We start from the raw sequence: 19,521 nt of genomic DNA on the forward strand, positions 1-19,521 counted from the left end.
GCTGTCCATGGCTACCCTGCATACCCAGCTCAACCCTCGTTCAGCGGAGTTCGCCACCAACAGCGCGGCGATGCTCAAGCAGGTCGACGCGTTGCACACCCTGCTCGCCCAAGTGGCGCAAGGTGGCGGCCCGAAGGCTCAGGAACGCCACACCTCGCGGGGCAAACTGCTGCCCCGCGAGCGCATCAACCGCCTGCTCGATCCGGGTTCGCCGTTTCTGGAGATCAGCCAACTGGCGGCGTACGAGGTGTATGGCGAAGACGTCCCCGCCGCTGGCGTGATTGCCGGGATCGGCCGTGTGGAAGGCGTCGAATGCATGATCGTCGCCAACGACGCCACGGTCAAAGGTGGCTCGTATTACCCGCTGACGGTGAAAAAACACCTGCGCGCCCAGACCATCGCCCAACAGAACCGCCTGCCGTGCATCTACCTGGTGGACTCTGGCGGCGCCAACCTGCCGCGCCAGGATGAAGTGTTCCCGGACCGCGAGCACTTCGGGCGGATCTTCTTCAACCAGGCCAACATGAGCGCCATGGGCATTCCGCAGATTGCCGTGGTCATGGGCTCCTGCACTGCTGGCGGCGCCTATGTCCCGGCGATGGCCGACGAAGCGATCATGGTCCGCGAGCAAGCGACGATCTTCCTCGCCGGTCCGCCGCTGGTGAAAGCCGCGACCGGTGAAGTGGTCAGTGCCGAAGACCTCGGCGGGGCCGATGTGCACTGCAAGATTTCCGGGGTGGCCGACCATTATGCCGAGAGCGATGAACACGCCCTGGCCCTGGCCCGCCGCAGCGTCGCCAACCTCAACTGGCGCAAGCAAGGTGAGGTTCAGCAACGCACACCCATCGCCCCGCTCTACAGCAGCGACGAGTTGTACGGCGTGGTCCCGGCCGACGCCAAGCAACCGTTCGACGTGCGCGAAGTGATTGCGCGGCTGGCGGATGGTTCGGTGTTCGACGAATTCAAGGCGCTGTTCGGGACAACCCTGGTCTGCGGTTTTGCCTACCTGCACGGTTACCCGATCGCGATCCTCGCCAACAACGGCATCCTGTTCGCTGAAGCGGCGCAGAAAGGCGCGCACTTCATCGAACTGGCTTGCCAGCGCGGCATCCCGCTGCTGTTCCTGCAGAACATCACTGGCTTCATGGTCGGCCAGAAGTACGAGGCCGGCGGCATCGCCAAGCACGGCGCGAAACTGGTGACCGCTGTGGCCTGCGCCAAGGTGCCGAAGTTCACCGTGATCATCGGCGGCAGTTTCGGCGCCGGTAACTACGGCATGTGCGGCCGCGCCTACGATCCGCGCTTCTTGTGGATGTGGCCGAATGCGCGCATCGGCGTGATGGGTGCCGAACAGGCGGCCGGCGTGCTGGTGCAGGTCAAACGCGAGCAGGCCGAACGCAGCGGCCAGGGTTTCAGCGCCGAGCAGGAAGCCGAGATCAAGCAACCGATCCTCGACCAGTACGAAGAACAGGGTCACCCCTACTATTCCAGCGCACGCCTGTGGGACGACGGTGTCATCGACCCGGCCCAGACCCGCGACGTACTGGCCCTGGCCCTGTCCGCGTCGTTGAACGCGCCAATCGAACCGAGCCGCTTCGGCGTGTTCCGGATGTGATTTTCTGTGGGACCGTGGAGACGGACGAATATGAGCGACTTCAACACCCTCGAACTGCTGACCGACCCCCGTGGTTTTGCCACGCTGTGGCTCAGCCGCGAAGAAAAGAACAACGCCTTCAACGCCGAGATGATCCGCGAACTGATCCTCGCCCTCGACCAAGTCGCGAGCGATGCCAGCCTGCGGTTCCTGATCGTGCGCGGTCGCGGCAAGCATTTCAGCGCCGGCGCTGACCTGGCCTGGATGCAGCAATCGGCCGAGCTCGATTACGCCACCAACCTCGATGACGCCCGGGAACTGGCGGAGTTGATGTACAACCTGGCCAAACTGAAAATTCCGACCCTGGCGGTGGTACAAGGCGCAGCCTTTGGTGGCGCGCTGGGCCTGATCAGTTGCTGCGACATGGCCATCGGTGCCGATGACGCGCAGTTCTGCCTGTCGGAAGTGCGCATCGGCCTGGCGCCGGCGGTGATCAGCCCGTTCGTGGTGCAAGCCATTGGCGAGCGCGCGACCCGTCGCTATGCCTTGACCGCCGAGCGCTTCGGCGGGCAACGGGCCCGGGAAATCGGCTTGTTGTCAGAGAGCTATGCAAGTGCCGAGCTGGAACAGAAAGTCGAGCAGTGGATCGACAACCTGCTGCTCAACAGTCCGGCCGCAATGCGCGCCAGCAAGGACCTGTTGCGTGAAGTCGGCGACGGCTCACTGACCCCGGCGTTGCGCCGCTACACCGAAAACGCCATCGCCCGCATCCGCGTCAGCCCCGAAGGCCAGGAAGGCCTGCGCGCCTTCCTGCAAAAACGTCCGCCGAGTTGGCAAGCCGAAACCACCAAGGAGCCCCGTTGATGAGCGCACCTGTCCTCACCACCCTGCTGGTGGCCAACCGTGGCGAAATCGCTTGCCGGGTAATGCGTACCGCCAAGGCCCTGGGCCTGACTACCGTGGCCGTGCACAGCGCAACCGACCGTGACGCCCGGCACAGCCGCGAAGCCGACATTCGGGTCGACCTGGGTGGCAGCAAAGCCGCCGACAGTTATCTGCAGATCGACAAACTGATCGCCGCCGCCAAGGCCAGCGGTGCCCAGGCGATTCACCCCGGCTACGGCTTTTTGTCGGAGAACGCCGGGTTCGCCCGCGCCATCGAAAACGCCGGCCTGATATTCCTCGGCCCGCCCGCCTCGGCCATCGACGCCATGGGCAGCAAGTCTGCCGCCAAAGCCTTGATGGAAACCGCTGGCGTGCCACTGGTGCCCGGTTATCACGGTGAAGCCCAGGACCTGGAAACCTTCCGCGCCGCCTGCGAGCGCATCGGCTACCCGGTGCTGCTCAAGGCCACCGCGGGTGGCGGTGGCAAAGGCATGAAAGTGGTCGAGGACGTCAGCCAACTGGCCGAAGCCCTGGCCTCGGCCCAGCGTGAGGCGCAATCGTCGTTCGGCGATTCGCGGATGCTGGTGGAGAAATACCTGCTCAAGCCGCGTCACGTGGAAATACAGGTGTTCGCCGACCAGCACGGCAACTGCCTGTACCTAAACGAGCGCGACTGCTCGATTCAGCGCCGCCACCAGAAAGTCGTCGAAGAAGCCCCGGCGCCAGGCCTGAGCCCGGAGTTGCGCCGGGCCATGGGTGAAGCCGCCGTGCGTTCGGCGCAAGCCATCGGTTATGTCGGTGCCGGCACCGTGGAGTTTTTGCTGGATGCGCGCGGCGAGTTCTTCTTCATGGAGATGAACACCCGCCTGCAAGTCGAACACCCGGTCACCGAAGCCATCACCGGCCTCGATCTGGTGGCCTGGCAGATTCGCGTGGCACGGGGCGAAGCCTTGCCGATGACTCAGGATCAGGTGCCGCTGGTGGGCCACGCGATCGAAGTGCGGCTGTATGCCGAAGACCCCGGCAATGATTTCCTGCCGGCGACCGGTCGCCTGGAACTGTATCGCGAATCAGCCCAGGGGCCGGGGCGCCGAGTGGACAGCGGTGTTGAAGAAGGCGACGAGATCTCGCCGTTCTACGACCCGATGCTCGGCAAGTTGATTGCCTGGGGCGAAGACCGTGAACAGGCACGTTTGCGCCTGCTTGGCATGCTCGATGAATTCGCCATCGGCGGGCTGAAGACCAACATCAATTTCCTGCGGCGCATCATCGGTCACCCGGCATTTGCTGCTGCCGAACTGGATACCGGCTTCATTCCGCGCTATCAGGAGCAGTTGCTGCCGACCCCTGCGGAACTCAGCGACGATTTCTGGCAGGCCGCTGCCCAGGCGTTTGCCCAGAGCCAGCCGCCTGCCACCCGCGCCGACGACCCGAGTTCGCCATGGGCGGCGGGTAACGGCCTGCGGGCTGGTTTGCCGCGAGAAATCACCCTTCACCTGAGCTGTGAAGGCCAGGACCGGGCCCTGACGCTGGGCGACATCAATGCCCACAATGCTCTGCTCAAGGGCGAGCATCTGCTGACCGAGCAGGCGGGTGTGCGACGTCAACACCGCGCAATACGCCGTGGCGAACAGGTGTATTTGCAGTGGGATGGCGAATTGCGTCGCATCGAGGCTTACGACCCGATCAGCGCCGTCGAGGCCAGCCACAGCCATCAGGGCGGGCTGACCGCCCCCATGAACGGCAGCATCGTCCGTGTCTTGGTGGAGGCCGGGCAATCGGTCGAGGCCGGGGCGCAACTGGTGGTACTGGAAGCGATGAAGATGGAGCACAGCATCCGCGCGCCCCACGCCGGGGTGATCAAGGCGCTGTATTGCCAGGAAGGCGAAATGGTCAGCGAAGGCAGTGCACTGGTCGAACTGGAAGAAGCATGAAATGAAGATCGGTCCTACGCACCGCGAGGACCGATCTGATCAGAACCTGGCTGTTGCCTGAACCACTACGCCGATGATTCGACATTCTTCGGTGTACAAGGCTTTCGGATACGTCGGATTGAGCGGGACCAGATAACGCTGCCCGCCCTCTTCGATGAGCTTGCGGAACGTGGCTTCGGTGCTGTCCGGCCACTGGGCAATGACCAGTTTGCCAGGCTCGGCTTCCACGGCCGGGTCCACCAGGATCAGCATGCCTTCCGGGATGCTCATGCCATTGGGCGCGGTCATCGCATCGCCTGCCACTCTCAACCAGAATGCCGGCCCCCGGGCGTGGTAATCGGACAGTTCAAAGTGTCCTTTTCCGTACGCCGGGACCTCGCCGTCGCGCACTACGGCAGGTTCTCGCCAGTCACTGACCGGGTAGCGAAAGTACGGATTGTACTTCTGTGTCAGGGGAATTTCGTCGTCCGTTGACGCCTGCGGCTCCCGGATCACCAGCGCCACCTCGAGAAACTCAAGGCCCAGCGCCCGCAGCACACGGTTCATGTCGTCGATGCCGGGTTCACGACGTTTATTGAGCCAGTGGCCGATACCGCCCTGGGACATCCCGAGGCGCTCGGCGAGTATCTCTTGAGTGATTTTGAGTTCACTCATCTTGGCCTTGACCAATTCAATCCATTTATCCATGTGCGGCACGATACGTGGGCGACTCCAGCCATCAAAACACAAAATGTAGTATTTAAATTGTCGTCACAAATACAGTTCGTATTAGGATCGATCCACGGATCTGAATCTAACACGGAGCTTGCCATCGCCATGAACCAACCCACCAATGACCGCCCGGACATGCAAATCGACAATACTTTCACCTCGCCCCTGGACTCTGCGGCGGCACAACGCGCGCTGGACTATTACTTGAAACCAGCTATTTCGGAGGAAGTGACCGAGCCGCGCTTTTTTGATGTGAATCGCAATATCAGCGGCGAAGAGGCGCTGGTCCATGCCCTGGACCTGTTGCGCTGTGCTGCCGCCACCGCGTACGAGTCCGCCAGTCACCTGCAAGGCGCAAGCCGCGACCTGGCGTTTTCGACGGTGCACATGATCGACATGGCCAAGGCGATGGTCGATCGATCGCTGGAGATGTATGAAAACGGTTGATGCGAGAAGGCGAATCGAGAGGACAGGAAAGAATTTTCCTGTCGCGCAGATGAAAACGCTTGACCTGTAAACGAGAATGATTATTATTGCATCAACTGATCGCGAGATCAGTCGATGGACCAGGTGACCTTAGGTCGGTCTCCTGGACTATCTCCTCATCAGGCTAATCACGGTTTTTGACCCGGCTTTTTGCCGGGTCTTTTTTTTGCCAGTTTTTCCTGGCTTTGGCTTCAGGCTAATGAAGTCTTTGGGTACCGCAAATTCGATGGCGCGGATGATATCAAAAGAATTCCAGTTGGCAAGAGAAGCCCGGCATCATTGGTTCAAACCAGCGACAGATAGCACTTGAGAATCAGTCGCACAGTCTCTAAGCTGCGGCGGCGTCAAGGAGGACGCCCCCACCCTCACACCCCGCAATTCCCCTCGGTTTCACCCCACTCTTGCGTGTAAAGTAGCCACCATAAAAATCATATTCAGGACCCGATTATGGCCGTGGCTAAATCCTCTTTCGACATCAGTGCCAACTTCGACAGCGGCAACATCCAGGTGATCGACGTCAGCGATCCACTCAGGCCCCTGCTGGCGATCCGCCCCGATACCAAAAGCAACCATTTCCAATGGTTCCACTTCAAGGCCAGCGGCCTGCATGTCGGCCAGGAGCACTGGTTTCGCCTGAACAATGCCAGCCAATCCTCCTACAACAAGGCCTGGACCGGCTATCAGGCGGTGGCGTCCTACGATCACGTCAACTGGTTCCGCATACCCACCATCTTCGAAGGCGACTGCCTGCGCTTCAGCCTCGAAGCCGAGCAGACCCATGCCTGGTTCGCCTACTTCGAACCCTACAGCCGTGGTCGCCACGACTGGCTGATCGAGCAGGCGCTGACCAAGGCCGGTACCGAACTGCTGGCCACCGGCAAGAGTGTCGAAGGTCGCGACATCCAGTTACTGCGCAAAGGCACCGGCGCCGAAGGCCAGCGCAAAGTGTGGATCATCGCCCAGCAACATCCGGGCGAACACATGGCCGAGTGGTTCATGGAAGGCGTGATTGAACGCCTGGAAAAGCACGACGACCCGGTGCTGAACAAGCTGCTGGCCAGCGCCGACCTGTACCTGGTGCCAAACATGAACCCGGATGGTGCTTTCCACGGTCACCTGCGCACCAACGCCATGGGCCAGGACCTGAACCGCGCCTGGCAGAACGCCAGCCAGGAAATCAGCCCGGAAGTCTTTTTCGTACAGCAGCAGATGGAAAAGTATGGCGTCGATATGTTCCTCGACGTGCACGGTGACGAGGAAATCCCTCACGTGTTCACCGCCGCTTGCGAAGGCAATCCGGGTTACACACCCCGGATCGAAAAACTCGAAGAACACTTCCGCAACCATTTGAAGCACACCACCAAGGACTTCCAGACCAGGCACGGCTACATCCGCGACGAACCGGGCCAGGCCAACATGACACTGGCCTGCAACAGTGTGGGGCAGAAGTACGACTGCCTGTCATTGACCCTGGAAATGCCGTTCAAGGACCACGACGATCATCCGAATCCGTTGACGGGCTGGTCGGGCAAGCGCTCGAAGCAGCTGGGCAAGGATGTACTCACCACCATTGCGGATATGGTCGACACCTTGCGTTGATTGCCCTTTAAGATGAAAAGATCGCAGCCTGCGGCAGCTCCTACATTGGAATGCGTTTCCCTGTAGGAGCTGCCGCAAGCTGCGATCTTTTTTTCCCGGCTATTATCCGCGATCCTTGCCCCGCAACATGCTGTCCAGCACATCATCGCGGCGCACCCAGCCATGAAACAGCGCGGCCGCCAGATGCAGCAACACCGTCAGAAACAACAGATACGCCAGATACCCATGGGCCTTGCGCAAGAACGCAAACACCTGTGCATTGGCCGGCACAATCGATGGCAGCTGCAACGAGCTGCTGAGCATCACCGGCTCGCCCGATGCCGAAATCATCGCCCAGCCCAGCAGCGGCAAGATCAGCATCAACGCATACAACAAGACATGCGAAGCCTTGGCCGCGAGTACTTGCACACCCGGCAGATCCGCCGGCAATGGTGGTTGCGTGGTGGAGAAGCGCACCACCAGCCGCACGATCACCAGCAGCAAGATCGCGACGCCCAGGGGTTTGTGCAGATGAATCAGCCATTCATGCCGCTCGGAGACCGAGGCAACCATGCCCGCGCCGATAAACAGCATGGCGATAATCATCAGCGCCATCAGCCAGTGCAGCAGACGTGCCAATGGAGCGAAGTGGTTGGATTGAGTGCTCATTGCTGGGCCTCCTGTTTGGCGGCGGGCAACTGGCTGACTTCGCTGGTGCGACGCAGGTAGGAATTGGCGTAACCGGCTGAGCGAGCGGCGAGCAATGGGTCGTCGGACCCTTCGATGCCAGCGGGCAATACCAATGGGTCGTAGTTGATGTCTCGGCATTCGCCATTGAGTTGCGGCTGGGTTTTTTCCAGCACCAGGGTGCCCGCGTTCAGCACCTTGCGCCCTTCGGGCCAGGCTTTGCTCGCATCGTTCACTGGATCGCCGGGATTGGCCAGGATGATGTTCAACTGCCAACGCAACGGTCCTGCGGCTATACGCTGAACCAGGTCTTTCTCCAGGAAGTCACTCCCCTGCGGCGCCGTAGCCCCCGGCGCATCTTGAGCCACCGGCACCATGCTCCAGCGCACGGCCTGGCGTTGTCCGGCGGCGCTCACCAGATAAAACGCGTTGACGCTGTTATAGGTCTCCGTGACGTAACTGGCTGACGGCTTGGCAGTCTTGATCCAGGCCAGGAACGGTGCAGCTTCCGGATGCGCACCGAAAAACGCGGGAACCGCGGTCGGATTCGGCTTGCCGGTAGTCGGGTCCGGCGACTGCGCCTGCTGCAATTGATAGAACGCCTCGGGCGTGCCCACCGGGAATACCGGCATGCTGTTCATCCCCGTGCGCCACTGCTGGCCGTTGGCCTGAGTGAAGCGCAAGGCCATGCTGCGGATCGGCACGGCACTGTCCGGTGCATAGGGGTTGCCGGCCGGCAAGGCAAAACGCCCGACCACCGGCGTCCGCGCTTCGTTGAACACCTGGGCGGTGGAATAGCTGCGCGCCTCACCGCTGCTCTCGAAATGCCCGATCACGCACACGCCCTTGGAATGGTTGCGACGGAAACCCGGATGCACGCCATTGTTGGTTTCCAGCACGTTGATCAGTTTCTTCGGGGTCAGGCGCTGTGGGTCAAAGGTGCCGTTGACGTAGGCGAAAGCCCCAGCCACGGCGGCAACGACCACGGCAATGCCGGCCAGACGCATCGTCAGGCTCGCCGCACTCAAGGGTGGCCGGATTGGCGGTGATGATCGATCTACCATGAAAGACTCCAGGGCCATCGGCCACAAGTAAGAAGAATCAAGCAGACGAACCCCGCGCAGGTTTATTCCCACGCGCGGTTTTTATTTTTTCTGACGTGGAATAACCTCGAATGCCGGGCGTCTTCCTGGTCCACAGTCCAGCGTAGTGACTAGCCAGAACTTCATGAACGATATCGACGAACAACTCAGAGAAATCATTCCCGGAATGCGGCGGTTTGCCGTGTCGTTGACACGCAACACCAGCAGCGCTGACGACCTGGTGCAGGCGAGCCTGGAGCGGGCGCTGTCGAGTTGGGCTGGCAAACGCGCCGAGGGCGACTTGCGCGCCTGGCTGTTCTCGATTCTCTATCGACAGTTTCTCGATGCGCACCGCCGCTCCCGGCGCTATGCGCGCATGCTCGATTTCTTCACCGGGCGTGACGATGCCCAGCCCTCGGTGGAGCGCACCGTGATTGCCCAATCGACCCTCAACGCCTTCGACCGACTGCCCACCGAGCAACGCGCGCTGCTGCTCTGGGTATCGGTGGAAGGCTTGAGTTACAAAGAGGTCGCCGAGATTCTCGACGTCCCCACCGGCACCGTGATGTCCCGCCTGTCTCGGGCTCGCCAGGCCCTGCGCCAACTCAGCGATGGCGAAATCAACCGCCCTTCCCTGCGGAGACTCAAATGATCAGCTTGCCCCCCAGCGAACGAGACCTGCACGCCTACGTCGACCACCAACTGAGCGACGCCGACCGACGCCTGGTGGAGACTTTTCTGGCCGGTAACCCGGAGATGGCCGCGCAAGTGCGCGCCTGGCAGCAGGATGCCCAGACACTGCGCGCAGCCCTGAGTGGTGCCTTGCAACAACCCTCGAACCCGGACCTTGATCCGGCGGTGATACGCCAGCGCCTCAAACGCCAATCCCGTCGGAACCTGGCCAGTGCCGCGCTGTTGCTCATCGCTGTCAGCATCGGCGGTTTCAGCGGTTGGCAAGCGCGGGAGATGACGCTCGCGAATCCCCAGCTGCCAATGACCGATGCCCTGCAGGCCTATCGCCTGATTGCCCAGCAAGGCCTCCTGCCGGCGGATTACAAAGTCAGCGACGACGGCGACATGCAGGGGTGGCTCGACCGCTACTTCACCCAGGCCAATCGCCTGCCCGACCTCTCTGGTGCCGGGTTCAAGCCGGCCAGCGGACGCTTGCTGAGTACCGAGCAAGGCCCTGCGGCGATGGTGGTCTACGAGAACCAGGACGGGCAGAAAATCAGTTTCTATGTGCGCCCGCCAGGGCCGAAAAATTTCCTGCTGCCCAGGGGCAGTCGCAGTGATGGCGAATTGCAGGCCGAGTACTGGTCGGGAAGTGGCTACAACTATGCGATGGTCAGCCCGGCGGATACGGCGGCGGCGCGGATGCTCAACCAGACCGCTCAATTCTGATCACACCACCGCTCCCACAGGGTTTGCGGCGTTCCTTTGGAACCCCGTGACGGTGGCCCACCAATGCCGACACCGCTGGAAGCAGATTCCCTGCTCTGGTTACACTATGGCGCCGCAACACAAAGAGCCTGCCCGCACACCAGAGGTGATATCCCAGTGGCCGTTCGCCCGCCCAACCGTTCGCCAATCAAATCGCGCTGGCAAACGTTGCGTCGCCTTCTCGGCAAGGTACCGGCTGCCGGCAGCGGCGCGGCAGGCCAAGTCATCCACGACTACTTTCGCCATCAGGCCCATGCCCAGGGCTACACACTCAGTCACAGCCAACAGCGGGTGATCGACTGCATGGCCCGGCATGCCTGCCTGCTGATGGGCACTGCGGCCAAACCCCTTCCGGGCCTTTACCTGCATGGTGCCGTGGGGCGCGGCAAAAGCTGGTTGCTCGACGGGTTTTTCCGGGCCATTCCCCTTGCGCGGAAACAACGCCTGCACTTCCATCAGTTTTTCGCTCAACTGCACCAGGGCATGTTCAAGCACCGCGAACAGGCCGACGCCCTGGCGATCACCCTCGATGAACTGCTCAGCAATTGCCAGGTGCTGTGTTTCGACGAGTTCCATGTGCATGACATCGGCGATGCGATGCTCATCACCCGGTTGTTCAAGGCACTGTTCCAGCGCGGCATCCTGTTGCTGGTCACCTCCAATTACCCACCCGAAGGCCTGCTGCCCAATCCGCTGTACCACGCACGCTTCAAACCGGTGATCGACCTGATCAATGCGCGCATGCAGGTGATGGAAGTCGGCGGGCCCCACGACTATCGCAGCCAGGCCCGACACCATGCGCATCAATTGTTCACTCAAGGTCACTACGTCTGGCCGGCGAGCGTGGCGCAACGACAATCGCTGAACCTGCCCATGCGCAATGCCCCGCCTGTTTCGTTGCCGGTGGGTACCCGGCATTTGCGAGCGCATTTGTGCGAAGGGCGCGGCATCGGTTTTACCTTCACCGAGTTGTGCGATCAGCCCACTGCGGTGATGGATTATCTGGAACTGTGCCGCCAGTTCGACCGCTGGATCATCGATGAACTGCCACTGCTGGGCGATTGCACGATTGCCGCCCAGCAGCGGTTTATCAATCTCATCGACGTGCTGTACGACCAGGACAAGCACCTGACGTTGCTCGGGCAGCACTCATTGCGCGAAAGCCTGGGTGGCGATGCCATTGATCTGGCACGCACCCGCAGCCGATTGGGGCAACTGGTCGAAGTCAGCGAACCGGTCTGATCGATGTTTTTTTGTTGCATTGACTGCCCCTTTCGCGAGCGGGCTCGCTCCCACATCTTTCCCGGTATCATGTTGCCCATTTCCAGGGCGCCGCGCCCTCCCTTTGGTTAATGGCGAATCTGTTCATGCACACTCTTGCTCAATTGCGCGCCGGCGAGTTGTCGGGCATCACGCGGCTGGATCTGGCCGAAGGCCTGACCGAGTTTCCCCGGGAGATCTTCGATCTGGCGGATTCGCTGGAAGTGCTCAACCTCAGCGGCAATGCCCTGAGCGCGCTGCCAGAGGATTTGCATCGCCTGACCCGTTTGCGCGTGCTGTTCTGCTCCGATAACCGTTTCACCGGGTTGCCGGCCTGTATTGGCCAATGCGCCGCACTGACGATGATCGGCTTCAAGGCCAACCGCATCGCCCACGTGCCCGCAGCGGCACTGCCACCGCTGCTGCGCTGGCTGATCCTGACCGACAACTGCATCGAGACGCTGCCGAGCGAGTTGGGAGAGCGGCCATACCTGCAAAAACTCATGCTTGCCGGTAACCGCCTGCGGGGGTTGCCGGAGTCGATGCACAATTGTCATCGGCTGGAGCTGATCCGCATAGCCGCCAACCAGTTCACCGACTTGCCACAATGGCTACTGACGCTGCCGAGCCTGACCTGGCTGGCCTATGCCGGTAACCCGCTGGAAACCGAAGCCGATGCCGCCGCCCTCGACGCCACACCGCGCATTGACTGGTCGGCATTGCACCTGGAAAAAAAGCTCGGCGAAGGGGCGTCCGGGGTGATCCATCAGGCCGTCTGGCAACCGGCCGACCAACCGCCCACGCCAGTTGCGGTGAAGCTCTACAAGGGCGAAATGACCAGCGATGGCTCGCCCCTGCACGAAATGAACGCTTGCATCACCGCCGGGTTGCATTCGAACCTGATTCGCGTCGAAGGGCGGATTGTCGATCACCCGCAACAAACCGCCGGGTTGGTCATGCAGTTGATCCCGCCGAGTTTTCGCAACCTCGCCAGCCTGCCGAGCCTGGCGTCGTGCAGCCGCGACATCTACCCCGACGACCTGCGCTTCAGTGCCGCGGTGGCGTTGCGCATTGCCTCGGGCATTGCCTCGGTGGCCGAACACCTGCACGGCCATGGCATCACCCACGGCGATCTCTACGGGCACAATATCCTGTGGAATGAGCAGGGTGACTGCTTGCTGGGGGACTTTGGCGCGGCGTCGTTCCACGAAATTTCCGACAGTCTGGAAAGCCGTGCCTTGCAGCGGATCGAGGTGCGGGCGTTCGGGGTGTTGCTGGGGGAGTTGCTGGCGCGAATCGACTCGGGGTTGAGCGATGAACTGCGTGGGGTGCTGGAAGATCTGGAGCGGCGTTGCTGTCAGCCGCAGGTGCTGGAGCGGCCGGGGTTTGAGGCGATTGTTCAGGAATTAGCTGAGTTCAAATTGTAAATACAACACAATGTGGCGAGGGAGCTTGCTCCCGCTGGACGGCGCAGCCGTCCCCAAAAGCGACGGCTGCTGCGCAACCGAACGGGAGCAACCTCCCTCGCCACAAGTCAGATTCAGGCCAGTTCGGTCAACCCGCCAAGCCGACAAACATATCCTGCACGTCGTCATGGTTATCGAGGCCTTCGAGGAACGCTTCGACTTCCGCCATCTGCTCATCGCTCAGGCCGGTGACCGGGTTTTTCGACTGGTAGCCCAGTTTGGCCGACAGCACGGTAAAGCCTTGTTCCGGCAGGGCTTTCTGTACCGCGTCGAGGTCGGTCGGCTCGGTCAGGAACAGGGTTGCACCCTCTTCACCCGGCTCGAAATCCTGTGCACCGGCTTCGATGGCGGCCATTTCCGGATCGGCGTCCGGGGTGTCCGGCGACGCTTCGATCATGCCGACATGGTTGAAGTCCCAGGCCACCGAACCGGAAGCCCCCAGTTGGCCCTTGCGGAACGCCACGCGGATCTCGGCGACGGTGCGGTTGATGTTGTCGGTCACGCACTCAACGATCAACGGTACCTGATGCGGGGCGAACCCTTCATAGGTCACGCGATGGTACTGCACGGTTTCGCCCAGCAGGCCCGCGCCTTTCTTGATGGCGCGATCCAGTGTTTCCTTGGGCATCGAAGCTTTCTTGGCCTGTTCAACCACCAGGCGCAAGTGCGCGTTGGTAGCAATATCAGCGCCGTTACGCGCAGCAATGGTGATTTCCTTTACCAGTTTGCCGAAGATCTTGCCCTTGGCATTAGCTGCCGCTTCTTTGTGTTTAACCTTCCACTGTGCGCCCATTTCTCACTCTCTTATCTGTGGCATCTGTGGCGCCGAGACATCTAATGGCCGACGCTTTGCGCAAGTTTATACGGCCTAAAGTTGGCAATCGACCAAAAAATCCCGACTTGCATCGACATCTTCACCAGCGGTTGTAGGGCGATTCGGAAATGTCGCTTTATCGTGCCCGCAATGCGCCGGGGTTTCGTACGCTTTGCACCCTACTCCACGGCGGTAGCGCGTTCGATGCACAACGACAAGGAAAGTCCCACTACCCTCACGCTTCTCGACGACGACCTGAGCTTCCAGGTGGTCCGGTTCAGTGGTCATGAAGCACTCAACCAACCCTATCGATTCGACATCGAGGTGATCGGGCTGGCACCGGCCCTGAACCTTGAACGATTACTGCACCAACCGGCGTTCCTCGAGTTCGGCCACGATCAAGGCATTCATGGTCTGCTGTACAGCGTCAGTTGTGAATATCGAAGCGGGCACCGGGTCGCTTACAAACTGGTGCTGGTGCCAAGTGTCCAGGCGCTGGATCAGCAACGGCGCCGACGTATTTTCCAGCGCGCCAGCGTACCCATGATCCTGCGCCAGTTGCTCGATGAACATGGGCTGCCTGCCGGCAGCTATCACTTTGAACTGGCAACCGGACACTATCCCCTGCGACCTTTTTGCATTCAGTACGAAGAAACCGACCTGGCGTTTCTGCAACGGCTGTGCGAGGAAGAAGGCATCCACTATCACTTCGAGCATCAACGCGACGGCCACGTGCTGGTTCTGGCCGATGACAGCCTGAGTTTCCCCCAGGCCCCCCTGCTCATGTCGATGAGCCGCGACGCCCTCGACGAACACCAGGAACCCGTGATCAGCGAACTGTTCCAACGCCATGACGCCCCGCTCTCCCCTGTGCGTCCAGGCGCCAGGAATCCGGGTGCAGCGGACATCAGCGAAGGCGCAGCCAATCACTCGTTCGTCACGGCACGGCATTGTCCCGCTGGCGAACAACAACATCGCGACCAGCTCAGCCGTCGACAACTGGAACGCCTGCGCTGCCGACACCTGCAGGTCCACGGTCAAAGTAACCTGGGGGCATTACGCAGTGGCCGGATCCTGCAGGTGGCCGAGCATCCGCTGGCGAATTTCAATGATCAATGGCTGGTTACCGAAATCCGCCATCAGGGTCGTCATTCATCCATTCTGCTCGATGACACACCCGACATGACCCCGGGTTACCGCAATCAATTCAGCGCCATCCCCTGGTCGACGGTGTTCAGGCCCGCGCTCAAACAACCCAGGCCGAATATCCCCGGGTATCAGCCTGGCCAGGTGTGCGGCCCGATCGGGCGACCGGCGACAGTGGACGAGGATGGCAGGGTTCAGGTGAACCTCTGGCCCGCCACACCATCAGCCGCAGAGGGGTCCGACGGCCTGTGGCTACCACTGGCGCTGACCACCGCCGAGGAATGGATCGATCCGGCCCGTTTGCCCGTGGCTGGCAGCGAAGTACTGGTGGTTTTTCTCGACAGTGACCCGGATCGCCCAGTGCTTTGTACGGCCATGGGCCCTCGGCCACAACCTCACCGCCCTCGCCCGCGCGAGCCTCGTGGCGATACCCGCCTGCTGTTCGACTGGCTGCTCTCCCGCTCGGATCTTGCGCCCTGATGCTCAGCCCTTGTCAGCCTTGCCGGCGGCGGCGGCGAACTTCGCCAGGCGCACGTCCAGATGCCGTGGTCGACGCCCGTGATCCTCCGCGCGTTCCTTGCGGCGGATGGCGTTGCGCACCATCAGCGAGCCGATGTAGCGAATCGGCTCCGGCGGGAAAAACCCCAACGGTCCGTTGACCAGCGGCGAACGGGTCCAGGGGTTGTCCAGGCCCTGGACCATCGACGCCAGAATCTGCCCACCCATATGGCAGGGTCCGACACCGCTGCCGGAATAGCCGAAACCGTAGAACACGTTGCCACTGGCGCTCATCTGCCCGAAAAACGGCAGCCCGGTCACCGAGCGGTCCGACGGACCATTCCAGGTCGCTTCGACCTTGACCTCGGCAAACGCCGGGAAGAAATCCGCCAGGCTGTTCTGCAGCAAACCGGCGTAAGGCGAAGGCTGGTCGAACACTGGCAGCATGCGTCCGCCATAAGCGAAGGTATTGCCGCCCTTGCCCAGCATGATCCGGCCGTCCGGGGTGTTGTGGTAGTAGTGCACGAAGATCCGCGAATCGAGCACCGTGACGCCGCTGGTCAAGCCGATTTCGTCGAGCAAATCCGGCCGTGGTTCGGTGATCAGCATGTCGCTGGAAACGATCGCCACGCTGCGTTCGAACTGCGGGAACGCCCGGGCCATCCAGGCGTTCATCGCCAGCACCACGCGGTCGGCGCGAACAGTGCCACCAGGGGTTTGAATGCCCGCCGGCCTACCTTCCTCCAGCCCGGTCATCGCGGTGTTTTCATGAATCTTCACCCCGAGTTGCAGGGCTACCCGGCGCAAGCCACGCACCAGTTTGCCCGGCTGCACACTGGCCGCTGCCGGAGAAAACCAGCCTTCCAGGTGTTTGATGGAGCCCGCCATGCGCTGCACATCGGCCACCGGCCGCTGGCTGAATGAGTTGATGCCGTTGCGCTCCAGCGCCGCGATCACAGCGTCAGTCGAGCCAATTTGAGCGCGGTTGGTCGCGGTGTAGAGCGTACCGTCGAGACGGTAATCGGCGTCCACCCGATACTGTTCGCAGAAGGCGCCAATGGCATGGATGCTGCGCTCGGACTCCTTGACCAGACGTACGGCTTCTTCAACGCCAAACAAACGCTCAAGGGTGAAATACTTGGCCGACCACGACAACGCACAACCGCCATTGCGTCCACTGGCCCCGGCACCGCAGATGTCCGCTTCGATCAGCAACACGTCCAGCTCGGGGTTCTGCTCCTTGAGCATGATCGCGGTCCACAACCCGGTGTAACCACCGCCGACGATACAGACATCGGCGCGGGTGTCGCCTTCCAGTGGCGGACAGGTTTCGGATGCATCAGCCTTCAAGGCCTGGTCCAGCCAAAAGGGTCTCATGGGGTCAATCTCCGGTCAGTGGCCCACACGCCGGCCTGCCGCAGGTGCAGCAGGCGACGAGGGACAGGATTCAGGTACGCAGGGGTTTGATGGTGATCGCCTGGTTGGGCACGTAGGCGAAATGAGTGCCCAGGCCACCGGGGCGGCTGTTCCAGTGCGGGATCAACACCAGCGCCGAGAACATGGCGCAGCCGGCGAAAACGATGAACACGGTAACGGTGTCGAAGTAGCCCGGCAGCAGCCCGCCGAGAATCGCCCCGACCGAGCCGCAGCCGTTGACGAATCCGGCTGCCGTGGCGCCGGCCTTGGCAGTGCCGAAGTCGATAGCGGCCGCGCCGCTGATCATCGAGTCCGGCCCGTAGAGGGTCAGGCCCATGACGAACAGCAGTGCCACCACCAGCAGCACGCTGCCGGTATGCAGGGCGCCCATGAAAAACGCCAGGGACACCGTCAGCGCCAACAGGCTGATCACGCAGGCCGGCATGCGCCGGGCGCCGAACAGTTTGTCCGAGGCCAGGCCAATCAGGATCGGCCCGAGCAACCCGGCCAGTTCAAACGCGGTCGGTATGATCGCCGCGCCGACCTTGCCCACTGAAGGCATCTGTTCGAAGACGATCACCGGCCCCCACAGCAGAATCGCGTAGCGCGCCGGCTTGAGCATGAAGTACGCCAACCCCAACACCAGCACTGTGCGGTTGCGCAGGATTTCCTTCAAAGGCTCCCACATGCTGATTTTACTTTGCGCGTCAGCCTCTTCGGCGGTCAGCTCGGGTTCCGGCTCCACCGCCGGCAAGCCGACGTCTTCCGGTTTGTTGCGTTGGAAAATAAAAAACAGCACGGCGACCAGCCCAACCACCGCCGCACTGGAAATGAACGCCGCATGCCAGCTGCCGATGAGCGTGTACGCCCACCAACCGGCAAACGGCGAGGCTACCAGACCACCAAAGGCGTAGCAGGAACTCCATAGGCCCAATACCCGTCCGCGTTGCTCGGAGGGAAAGAAGCTGCCGAGGTTCTTGCACAGCCCCGACCAACCGGTGGACTGCGCCAGGCCTTGTATCAGCATGCAGGTAGCGAAAATCGGTAGCGTTGCAAAGTTGCCCATCACCAGCGCCGCAGCGGCGGAAATCACCAACCCGCCGAGCACCACCACCCGCGGCCCGAAGCGGTCGGCCAGGATGCCCCAGGTGAATTGGCCGAAGGCGTAGGCCGTCAGGTAGATGGCGTCGAGGTTGGCCATGGCCATTTTGTCGAGCATGAAGGTCGGGTCTTCGCCAATACCGAGCTTGGCGACCGAGAAGGCTTTGCGGGTGAAGTAGAAGGCGGCGTAGGCGAGCCAGGTGATCGCGAAGATCTGCACGCGCCAACGCTTGATGGTGCCGATGTGCTTGTTCATTGTGGTTCTGACCTCAGGGTGTGAGTGTGCCGGCAGAATTGGAAGAAAACGCCTGTGTTTTTATTGTTGAGCACTGCGATATCGCCCTGTCCCTACGGCGGATACCGGTCAGATGAGTCCTGTAGTTGCACGCACAGGCTCATGGCTCCCGCTGCTGTTCGACTGACCAGTCACCGGGGCTGAGGTGGATAAAAACAATTACTGATTAATAAGTGAAATCGATTTATCGTATTTCAAATATAAGGTCAGCTTGTTACTGGAGATTCCCATGTCGGTGTCCCACGCCCAGCTCAAAGCTTTCCACGCCGTGGCGGTGCATGGAAGCTTCACCAAGGCCGCCGAGCGCTTGTTTCTGACGCAACCGGCGATTTCCGACCAGGTGCGCAAACTCGAAGAGCGCTACGGGGTTTTGCTGTTTCACCGCAACAAGCGCTCGGTGCGCCTGACCGATCTGGGCGAGCGGCTGCTGAGCGTTACCCAGCGGCTTTTCGTGATTGAGGCGGAAGCCCAGGAACTGCTCCAGGACTCCCAGGCCTTGCAGACCGGCAGCCTGATTCTGGCGGTGGATGCACCGGTCCACGTGCTGCCGCAGATCGCCCGATTCTGCGAACGCTACCCCGGGATCAGCGTGAAGATCGAAACCGGCAACACCGATGAGTCGCTGTTCCGACTGTTCAACTATCAGGCCGACCTGGCGTTGCTGGGCCGTGACGTCAGCGATGAACGCCTGATCTCCCTGCCCCTGCGTAACGACCCGATGGTGGCGTTCGTGTCGCGCAATCATCCGTGGGCCGAGCGCGAATCCATCACCCTCGCCGACCTCGACGACACACCACTGGTGTTGCGGGAAATCGGTTCCGTGACCCGGCAGACGCTGGAGGAGGAAATGGCCGGTGCCGGGTTCCGCATCCGCCCGGCAATTCAGGTTGAAGGTCGCGAGGCAGCGCGGGAGGCGGTGGTTGTGGGGATTGGGGTGGGTGTGGTGTCGGCTGCCGAGTTTGGCGCGGATTCGCGGGTGTGTGCGTTGCCGATTATCGATTGCAAACGACGGTTGACTGAAACCCTGGTGTGTTTGCGCGAACAGAGTTCGCGGCGGGTGGTGGCGACTTTTCTGGAGATGGTGCGTGAGAGCCTTAACTGACCGCATCCCCCCGTAGGAGCTGCCGA

The 19,521-nt window shown here is 61.5% G+C and carries 17 protein-coding genes; 11 read left to right on the plus strand and 6 right to left on the minus strand.

Annotated elements, in window-relative coordinates; genetic code table 11:
* Positions 1 to 7: 7 nt before the first annotated feature.
* Genes ACM6G4_RS02355 through ACM6G4_RS02365 form a run of 3 tightly spaced genes read left to right on the plus strand, consistent with a single transcriptional unit; the run spans position 8 to position 4,413 of the window.
* Positions 8 to 1,615: a carboxyl transferase domain-containing protein gene (locus tag ACM6G4_RS02355; RefSeq protein ID WP_414912948.1), complete on the plus strand. Its 1,608-nt coding sequence runs from the start codon at positions 8 to 10 to the stop codon at positions 1,613 to 1,615.
* A 30-nt stretch (positions 1,616 to 1,645) separates the two neighbouring features.
* Positions 1,646 to 2,458 (plus strand): gamma-carboxygeranoyl-CoA hydratase, encoded by an 813-nt coding sequence (locus tag ACM6G4_RS02360; RefSeq protein WP_414912949.1) that lies wholly within the window; start codon positions 1,646 to 1,648, stop codon positions 2,456 to 2,458.
* Positions 2,458 to 4,413 carry an acetyl/propionyl/methylcrotonyl-CoA carboxylase subunit alpha gene (locus ACM6G4_RS02365; protein WP_414912950.1) on the plus strand — a complete coding sequence of 652 codons (1,956 nt, stop codon included), beginning with the start codon at positions 2,458 to 2,460 and terminating at the stop codon, positions 4,411 to 4,413. The genes ACM6G4_RS02360 and ACM6G4_RS02365 overlap by 1 nt, the downstream gene beginning before the upstream one ends.
* Positions 4,414 to 4,452: 39 nt before the next feature.
* Here ACM6G4_RS02365 and ACM6G4_RS02370 read toward each other — a convergent pair whose 3' ends face one another.
* Complete coding sequence (locus ACM6G4_RS02370; protein ID WP_056724059.1) at positions 4,453 to 5,100, minus strand: LexA family protein; 648 nt, start codon at positions 5,098 to 5,100, stop codon at positions 4,453 to 4,455.
* Positions 5,101 to 5,229: 129 nt separating this feature from the next.
* On the opposite strand from ACM6G4_RS02370, the gene ACM6G4_RS02375 reads away from it, so the two are divergent.
* Together ACM6G4_RS02375 and ACM6G4_RS02380 are read left to right on the plus strand one after the other, a co-directional pair.
* The gene (locus ACM6G4_RS02375; RefSeq protein WP_414912951.1) at positions 5,230 to 5,571 is read left to right on the plus strand and encodes a DUF6124 family protein; all 342 of its coding nucleotides are present in this window, start codon (positions 5,230 to 5,232) and stop codon (positions 5,569 to 5,571) included.
* A 486-nt stretch (positions 5,572 to 6,057) separates the two neighbouring features.
* A complete protein-coding gene (locus tag ACM6G4_RS02380; RefSeq protein ID WP_056724055.1) occupies positions 6,058 to 7,209 on the plus strand; it encodes a M14-type cytosolic carboxypeptidase in 1,152 nt (383 codons plus the stop codon).
* Positions 7,210 to 7,311: 102 nt separating this feature from the next.
* Here ACM6G4_RS02380 and ACM6G4_RS02385 read toward each other — a convergent pair whose 3' ends face one another.
* Both ACM6G4_RS02385 and ACM6G4_RS02390 read right to left on the minus strand, forming a co-directional pair.
* Positions 7,312 to 7,857: a cytochrome b gene (locus ACM6G4_RS02385; RefSeq protein ID WP_414912952.1), complete on the minus strand. Its 546-nt coding sequence runs from the start codon at positions 7,855 to 7,857 to the stop codon at positions 7,312 to 7,314.
* Positions 7,854 to 8,939, minus strand: coding sequence for a catalase family peroxidase (locus ACM6G4_RS02390; RefSeq protein WP_414912953.1), 1,086 nt, complete (start codon positions 8,937 to 8,939; stop codon positions 7,854 to 7,856). The genes ACM6G4_RS02385 and ACM6G4_RS02390 overlap by 4 nt, the downstream gene beginning before the upstream one ends.
* A 163-nt stretch (positions 8,940 to 9,102) precedes the next feature.
* Between ACM6G4_RS02390 and ACM6G4_RS02395 the strand changes: the two genes are divergently transcribed.
* The 4 genes from ACM6G4_RS02395 to ACM6G4_RS02410 all read left to right on the plus strand — a co-directional run bounded on the left by ACM6G4_RS02395 (position 9,103) and on the right by ACM6G4_RS02410 (position 13,084).
* Positions 9,103 to 9,609, plus strand: a complete 507-nt coding sequence (locus ACM6G4_RS02395; RefSeq protein ID WP_056724050.1) for a sigma-70 family RNA polymerase sigma factor — start codon at positions 9,103 to 9,105, stop codon at positions 9,607 to 9,609.
* Positions 9,606 to 10,358 (plus strand): anti-sigma factor family protein, encoded by a 753-nt coding sequence (locus ACM6G4_RS02400; protein WP_414912954.1) that lies wholly within the window; start codon positions 9,606 to 9,608, stop codon positions 10,356 to 10,358. Before ACM6G4_RS02395 ends, ACM6G4_RS02400 begins: the two co-directional genes overlap by 4 nt.
* Positions 10,359 to 10,514: 156 nt before the next feature.
* Positions 10,515 to 11,639 carry a cell division protein ZapE gene (gene zapE / locus ACM6G4_RS02405; protein ID WP_056724046.1) on the plus strand — a complete coding sequence of 375 codons (1,125 nt, stop codon included), beginning with the start codon at positions 10,515 to 10,517 and terminating at the stop codon, positions 11,637 to 11,639.
* 125 nt (positions 11,640 to 11,764) lie between these two features.
* Positions 11,765 to 13,084, plus strand: a complete 1,320-nt coding sequence (locus tag ACM6G4_RS02410; RefSeq protein WP_414912955.1) for a leucine-rich repeat-containing protein kinase family protein — start codon at positions 11,765 to 11,767, stop codon at positions 13,082 to 13,084.
* Positions 13,085 to 13,211: 127 nt separating this feature from the next.
* Here the strand turns inward: ACM6G4_RS02410 and ACM6G4_RS02415 are convergent, their stop codons facing one another.
* Positions 13,212 to 13,916, minus strand: coding sequence for a YebC/PmpR family DNA-binding transcriptional regulator (locus tag ACM6G4_RS02415; protein WP_414912956.1), 705 nt, complete (start codon positions 13,914 to 13,916; stop codon positions 13,212 to 13,214).
* Between the two features lie 225 nt (positions 13,917 to 14,141).
* Between ACM6G4_RS02415 and ACM6G4_RS02420 the strand changes: the two genes are divergently transcribed.
* A complete protein-coding gene (locus tag ACM6G4_RS02420; protein WP_414912961.1) occupies positions 14,142 to 15,563 on the plus strand; it encodes a type VI secretion system Vgr family protein in 1,422 nt (473 codons plus the stop codon).
* Between the two features lie 3 nt (positions 15,564 to 15,566).
* Here the strand turns inward: ACM6G4_RS02420 and ACM6G4_RS02425 are convergent, their stop codons facing one another.
* Entirely contained in the window at positions 15,567 to 16,958 is a 1,392-nt protein-coding gene (locus ACM6G4_RS02425; protein WP_056724038.1) for an FAD-dependent oxidoreductase, read from the minus strand.
* Between the two features lie 70 nt (positions 16,959 to 17,028).
* A complete protein-coding gene (locus ACM6G4_RS02430; RefSeq protein WP_056724036.1) occupies positions 17,029 to 18,354 on the minus strand; it encodes an MFS transporter in 1,326 nt (441 codons plus the stop codon).
* A 268-nt stretch (positions 18,355 to 18,622) separates the two neighbouring features.
* On the opposite strand from ACM6G4_RS02430, the gene ACM6G4_RS02435 reads away from it, so the two are divergent.
* Positions 18,623 to 19,495: a LysR family transcriptional regulator gene (locus tag ACM6G4_RS02435; protein ID WP_409078856.1), complete on the plus strand. Its 873-nt coding sequence runs from the start codon at positions 18,623 to 18,625 to the stop codon at positions 19,493 to 19,495.
* Positions 19,496 to 19,521 lie beyond the last annotated feature (26 nt).

The organism is Pseudomonas sp. IT-P258 (assembly GCF_949767825.1).
GTDB classification, from domain to species: Bacteria; Pseudomonadota; Gammaproteobacteria; order Pseudomonadales; family Pseudomonadaceae; genus Aquipseudomonas; species Aquipseudomonas monachiensis.

Bases quoted from the DNA above. Each gene is read 5' to 3' on its own strand.
- ACM6G4_RS02355 (WP_414912948.1), top strand. From the start codon at position 8: ATGGCTACCCTGCATACCCAGCTCAACCCTCGTTCAGCGGAGTTCGCC.
- ACM6G4_RS02360 (WP_414912949.1), top strand. From the start codon at position 1,646: ATGAGCGACTTCAACACCCTCGAACTGCTGACCGACCCCCGTGGTTTT.
- ACM6G4_RS02365 (WP_414912950.1), top strand. From the start codon at position 2,458: ATGAGCGCACCTGTCCTCACCACCCTGCTGGTGGCCAACCGTGGCGAA.
- ACM6G4_RS02370 (WP_056724059.1), bottom strand. From the start codon at position 5,100: ATGGATAAATGGATTGAATTGGTCAAGGCCAAGATGAGTGAACTCAAA.
- ACM6G4_RS02375 (WP_414912951.1), top strand. From the start codon at position 5,230: ATGAACCAACCCACCAATGACCGCCCGGACATGCAAATCGACAATACT.
- ACM6G4_RS02380 (WP_056724055.1), top strand. From the start codon at position 6,058: ATGGCCGTGGCTAAATCCTCTTTCGACATCAGTGCCAACTTCGACAGC.
- ACM6G4_RS02385 (WP_414912952.1), bottom strand. From the start codon at position 7,857: ATGAGCACTCAATCCAACCACTTCGCTCCATTGGCACGTCTGCTGCAC.
- ACM6G4_RS02390 (WP_414912953.1), bottom strand. From the start codon at position 8,939: ATGGTAGATCGATCATCACCGCCAATCCGGCCACCCTTGAGTGCGGCG.
- ACM6G4_RS02395 (WP_056724050.1), top strand. From the start codon at position 9,103: ATGAACGATATCGACGAACAACTCAGAGAAATCATTCCCGGAATGCGG.
- ACM6G4_RS02400 (WP_414912954.1), top strand. From the start codon at position 9,606: ATGATCAGCTTGCCCCCCAGCGAACGAGACCTGCACGCCTACGTCGAC.
- ACM6G4_RS02410 (WP_414912955.1), top strand. From the start codon at position 11,765: ATGCACACTCTTGCTCAATTGCGCGCCGGCGAGTTGTCGGGCATCACG.
- ACM6G4_RS02415 (WP_414912956.1), bottom strand. From the start codon at position 13,916: ATGGGCGCACAGTGGAAGGTTAAACACAAAGAAGCGGCAGCTAATGCC.
- ACM6G4_RS02420 (WP_414912961.1), top strand. From the start codon at position 14,142: ATGCACAACGACAAGGAAAGTCCCACTACCCTCACGCTTCTCGACGAC.
- ACM6G4_RS02425 (WP_056724038.1), bottom strand. From the start codon at position 16,958: ATGAGACCCTTTTGGCTGGACCAGGCCTTGAAGGCTGATGCATCCGAA.
- ACM6G4_RS02430 (WP_056724036.1), bottom strand. From the start codon at position 18,354: ATGAACAAGCACATCGGCACCATCAAGCGTTGGCGCGTGCAGATCTTC.
- ACM6G4_RS02435 (WP_409078856.1), top strand. From the start codon at position 18,623: ATGTCGGTGTCCCACGCCCAGCTCAAAGCTTTCCACGCCGTGGCGGTG.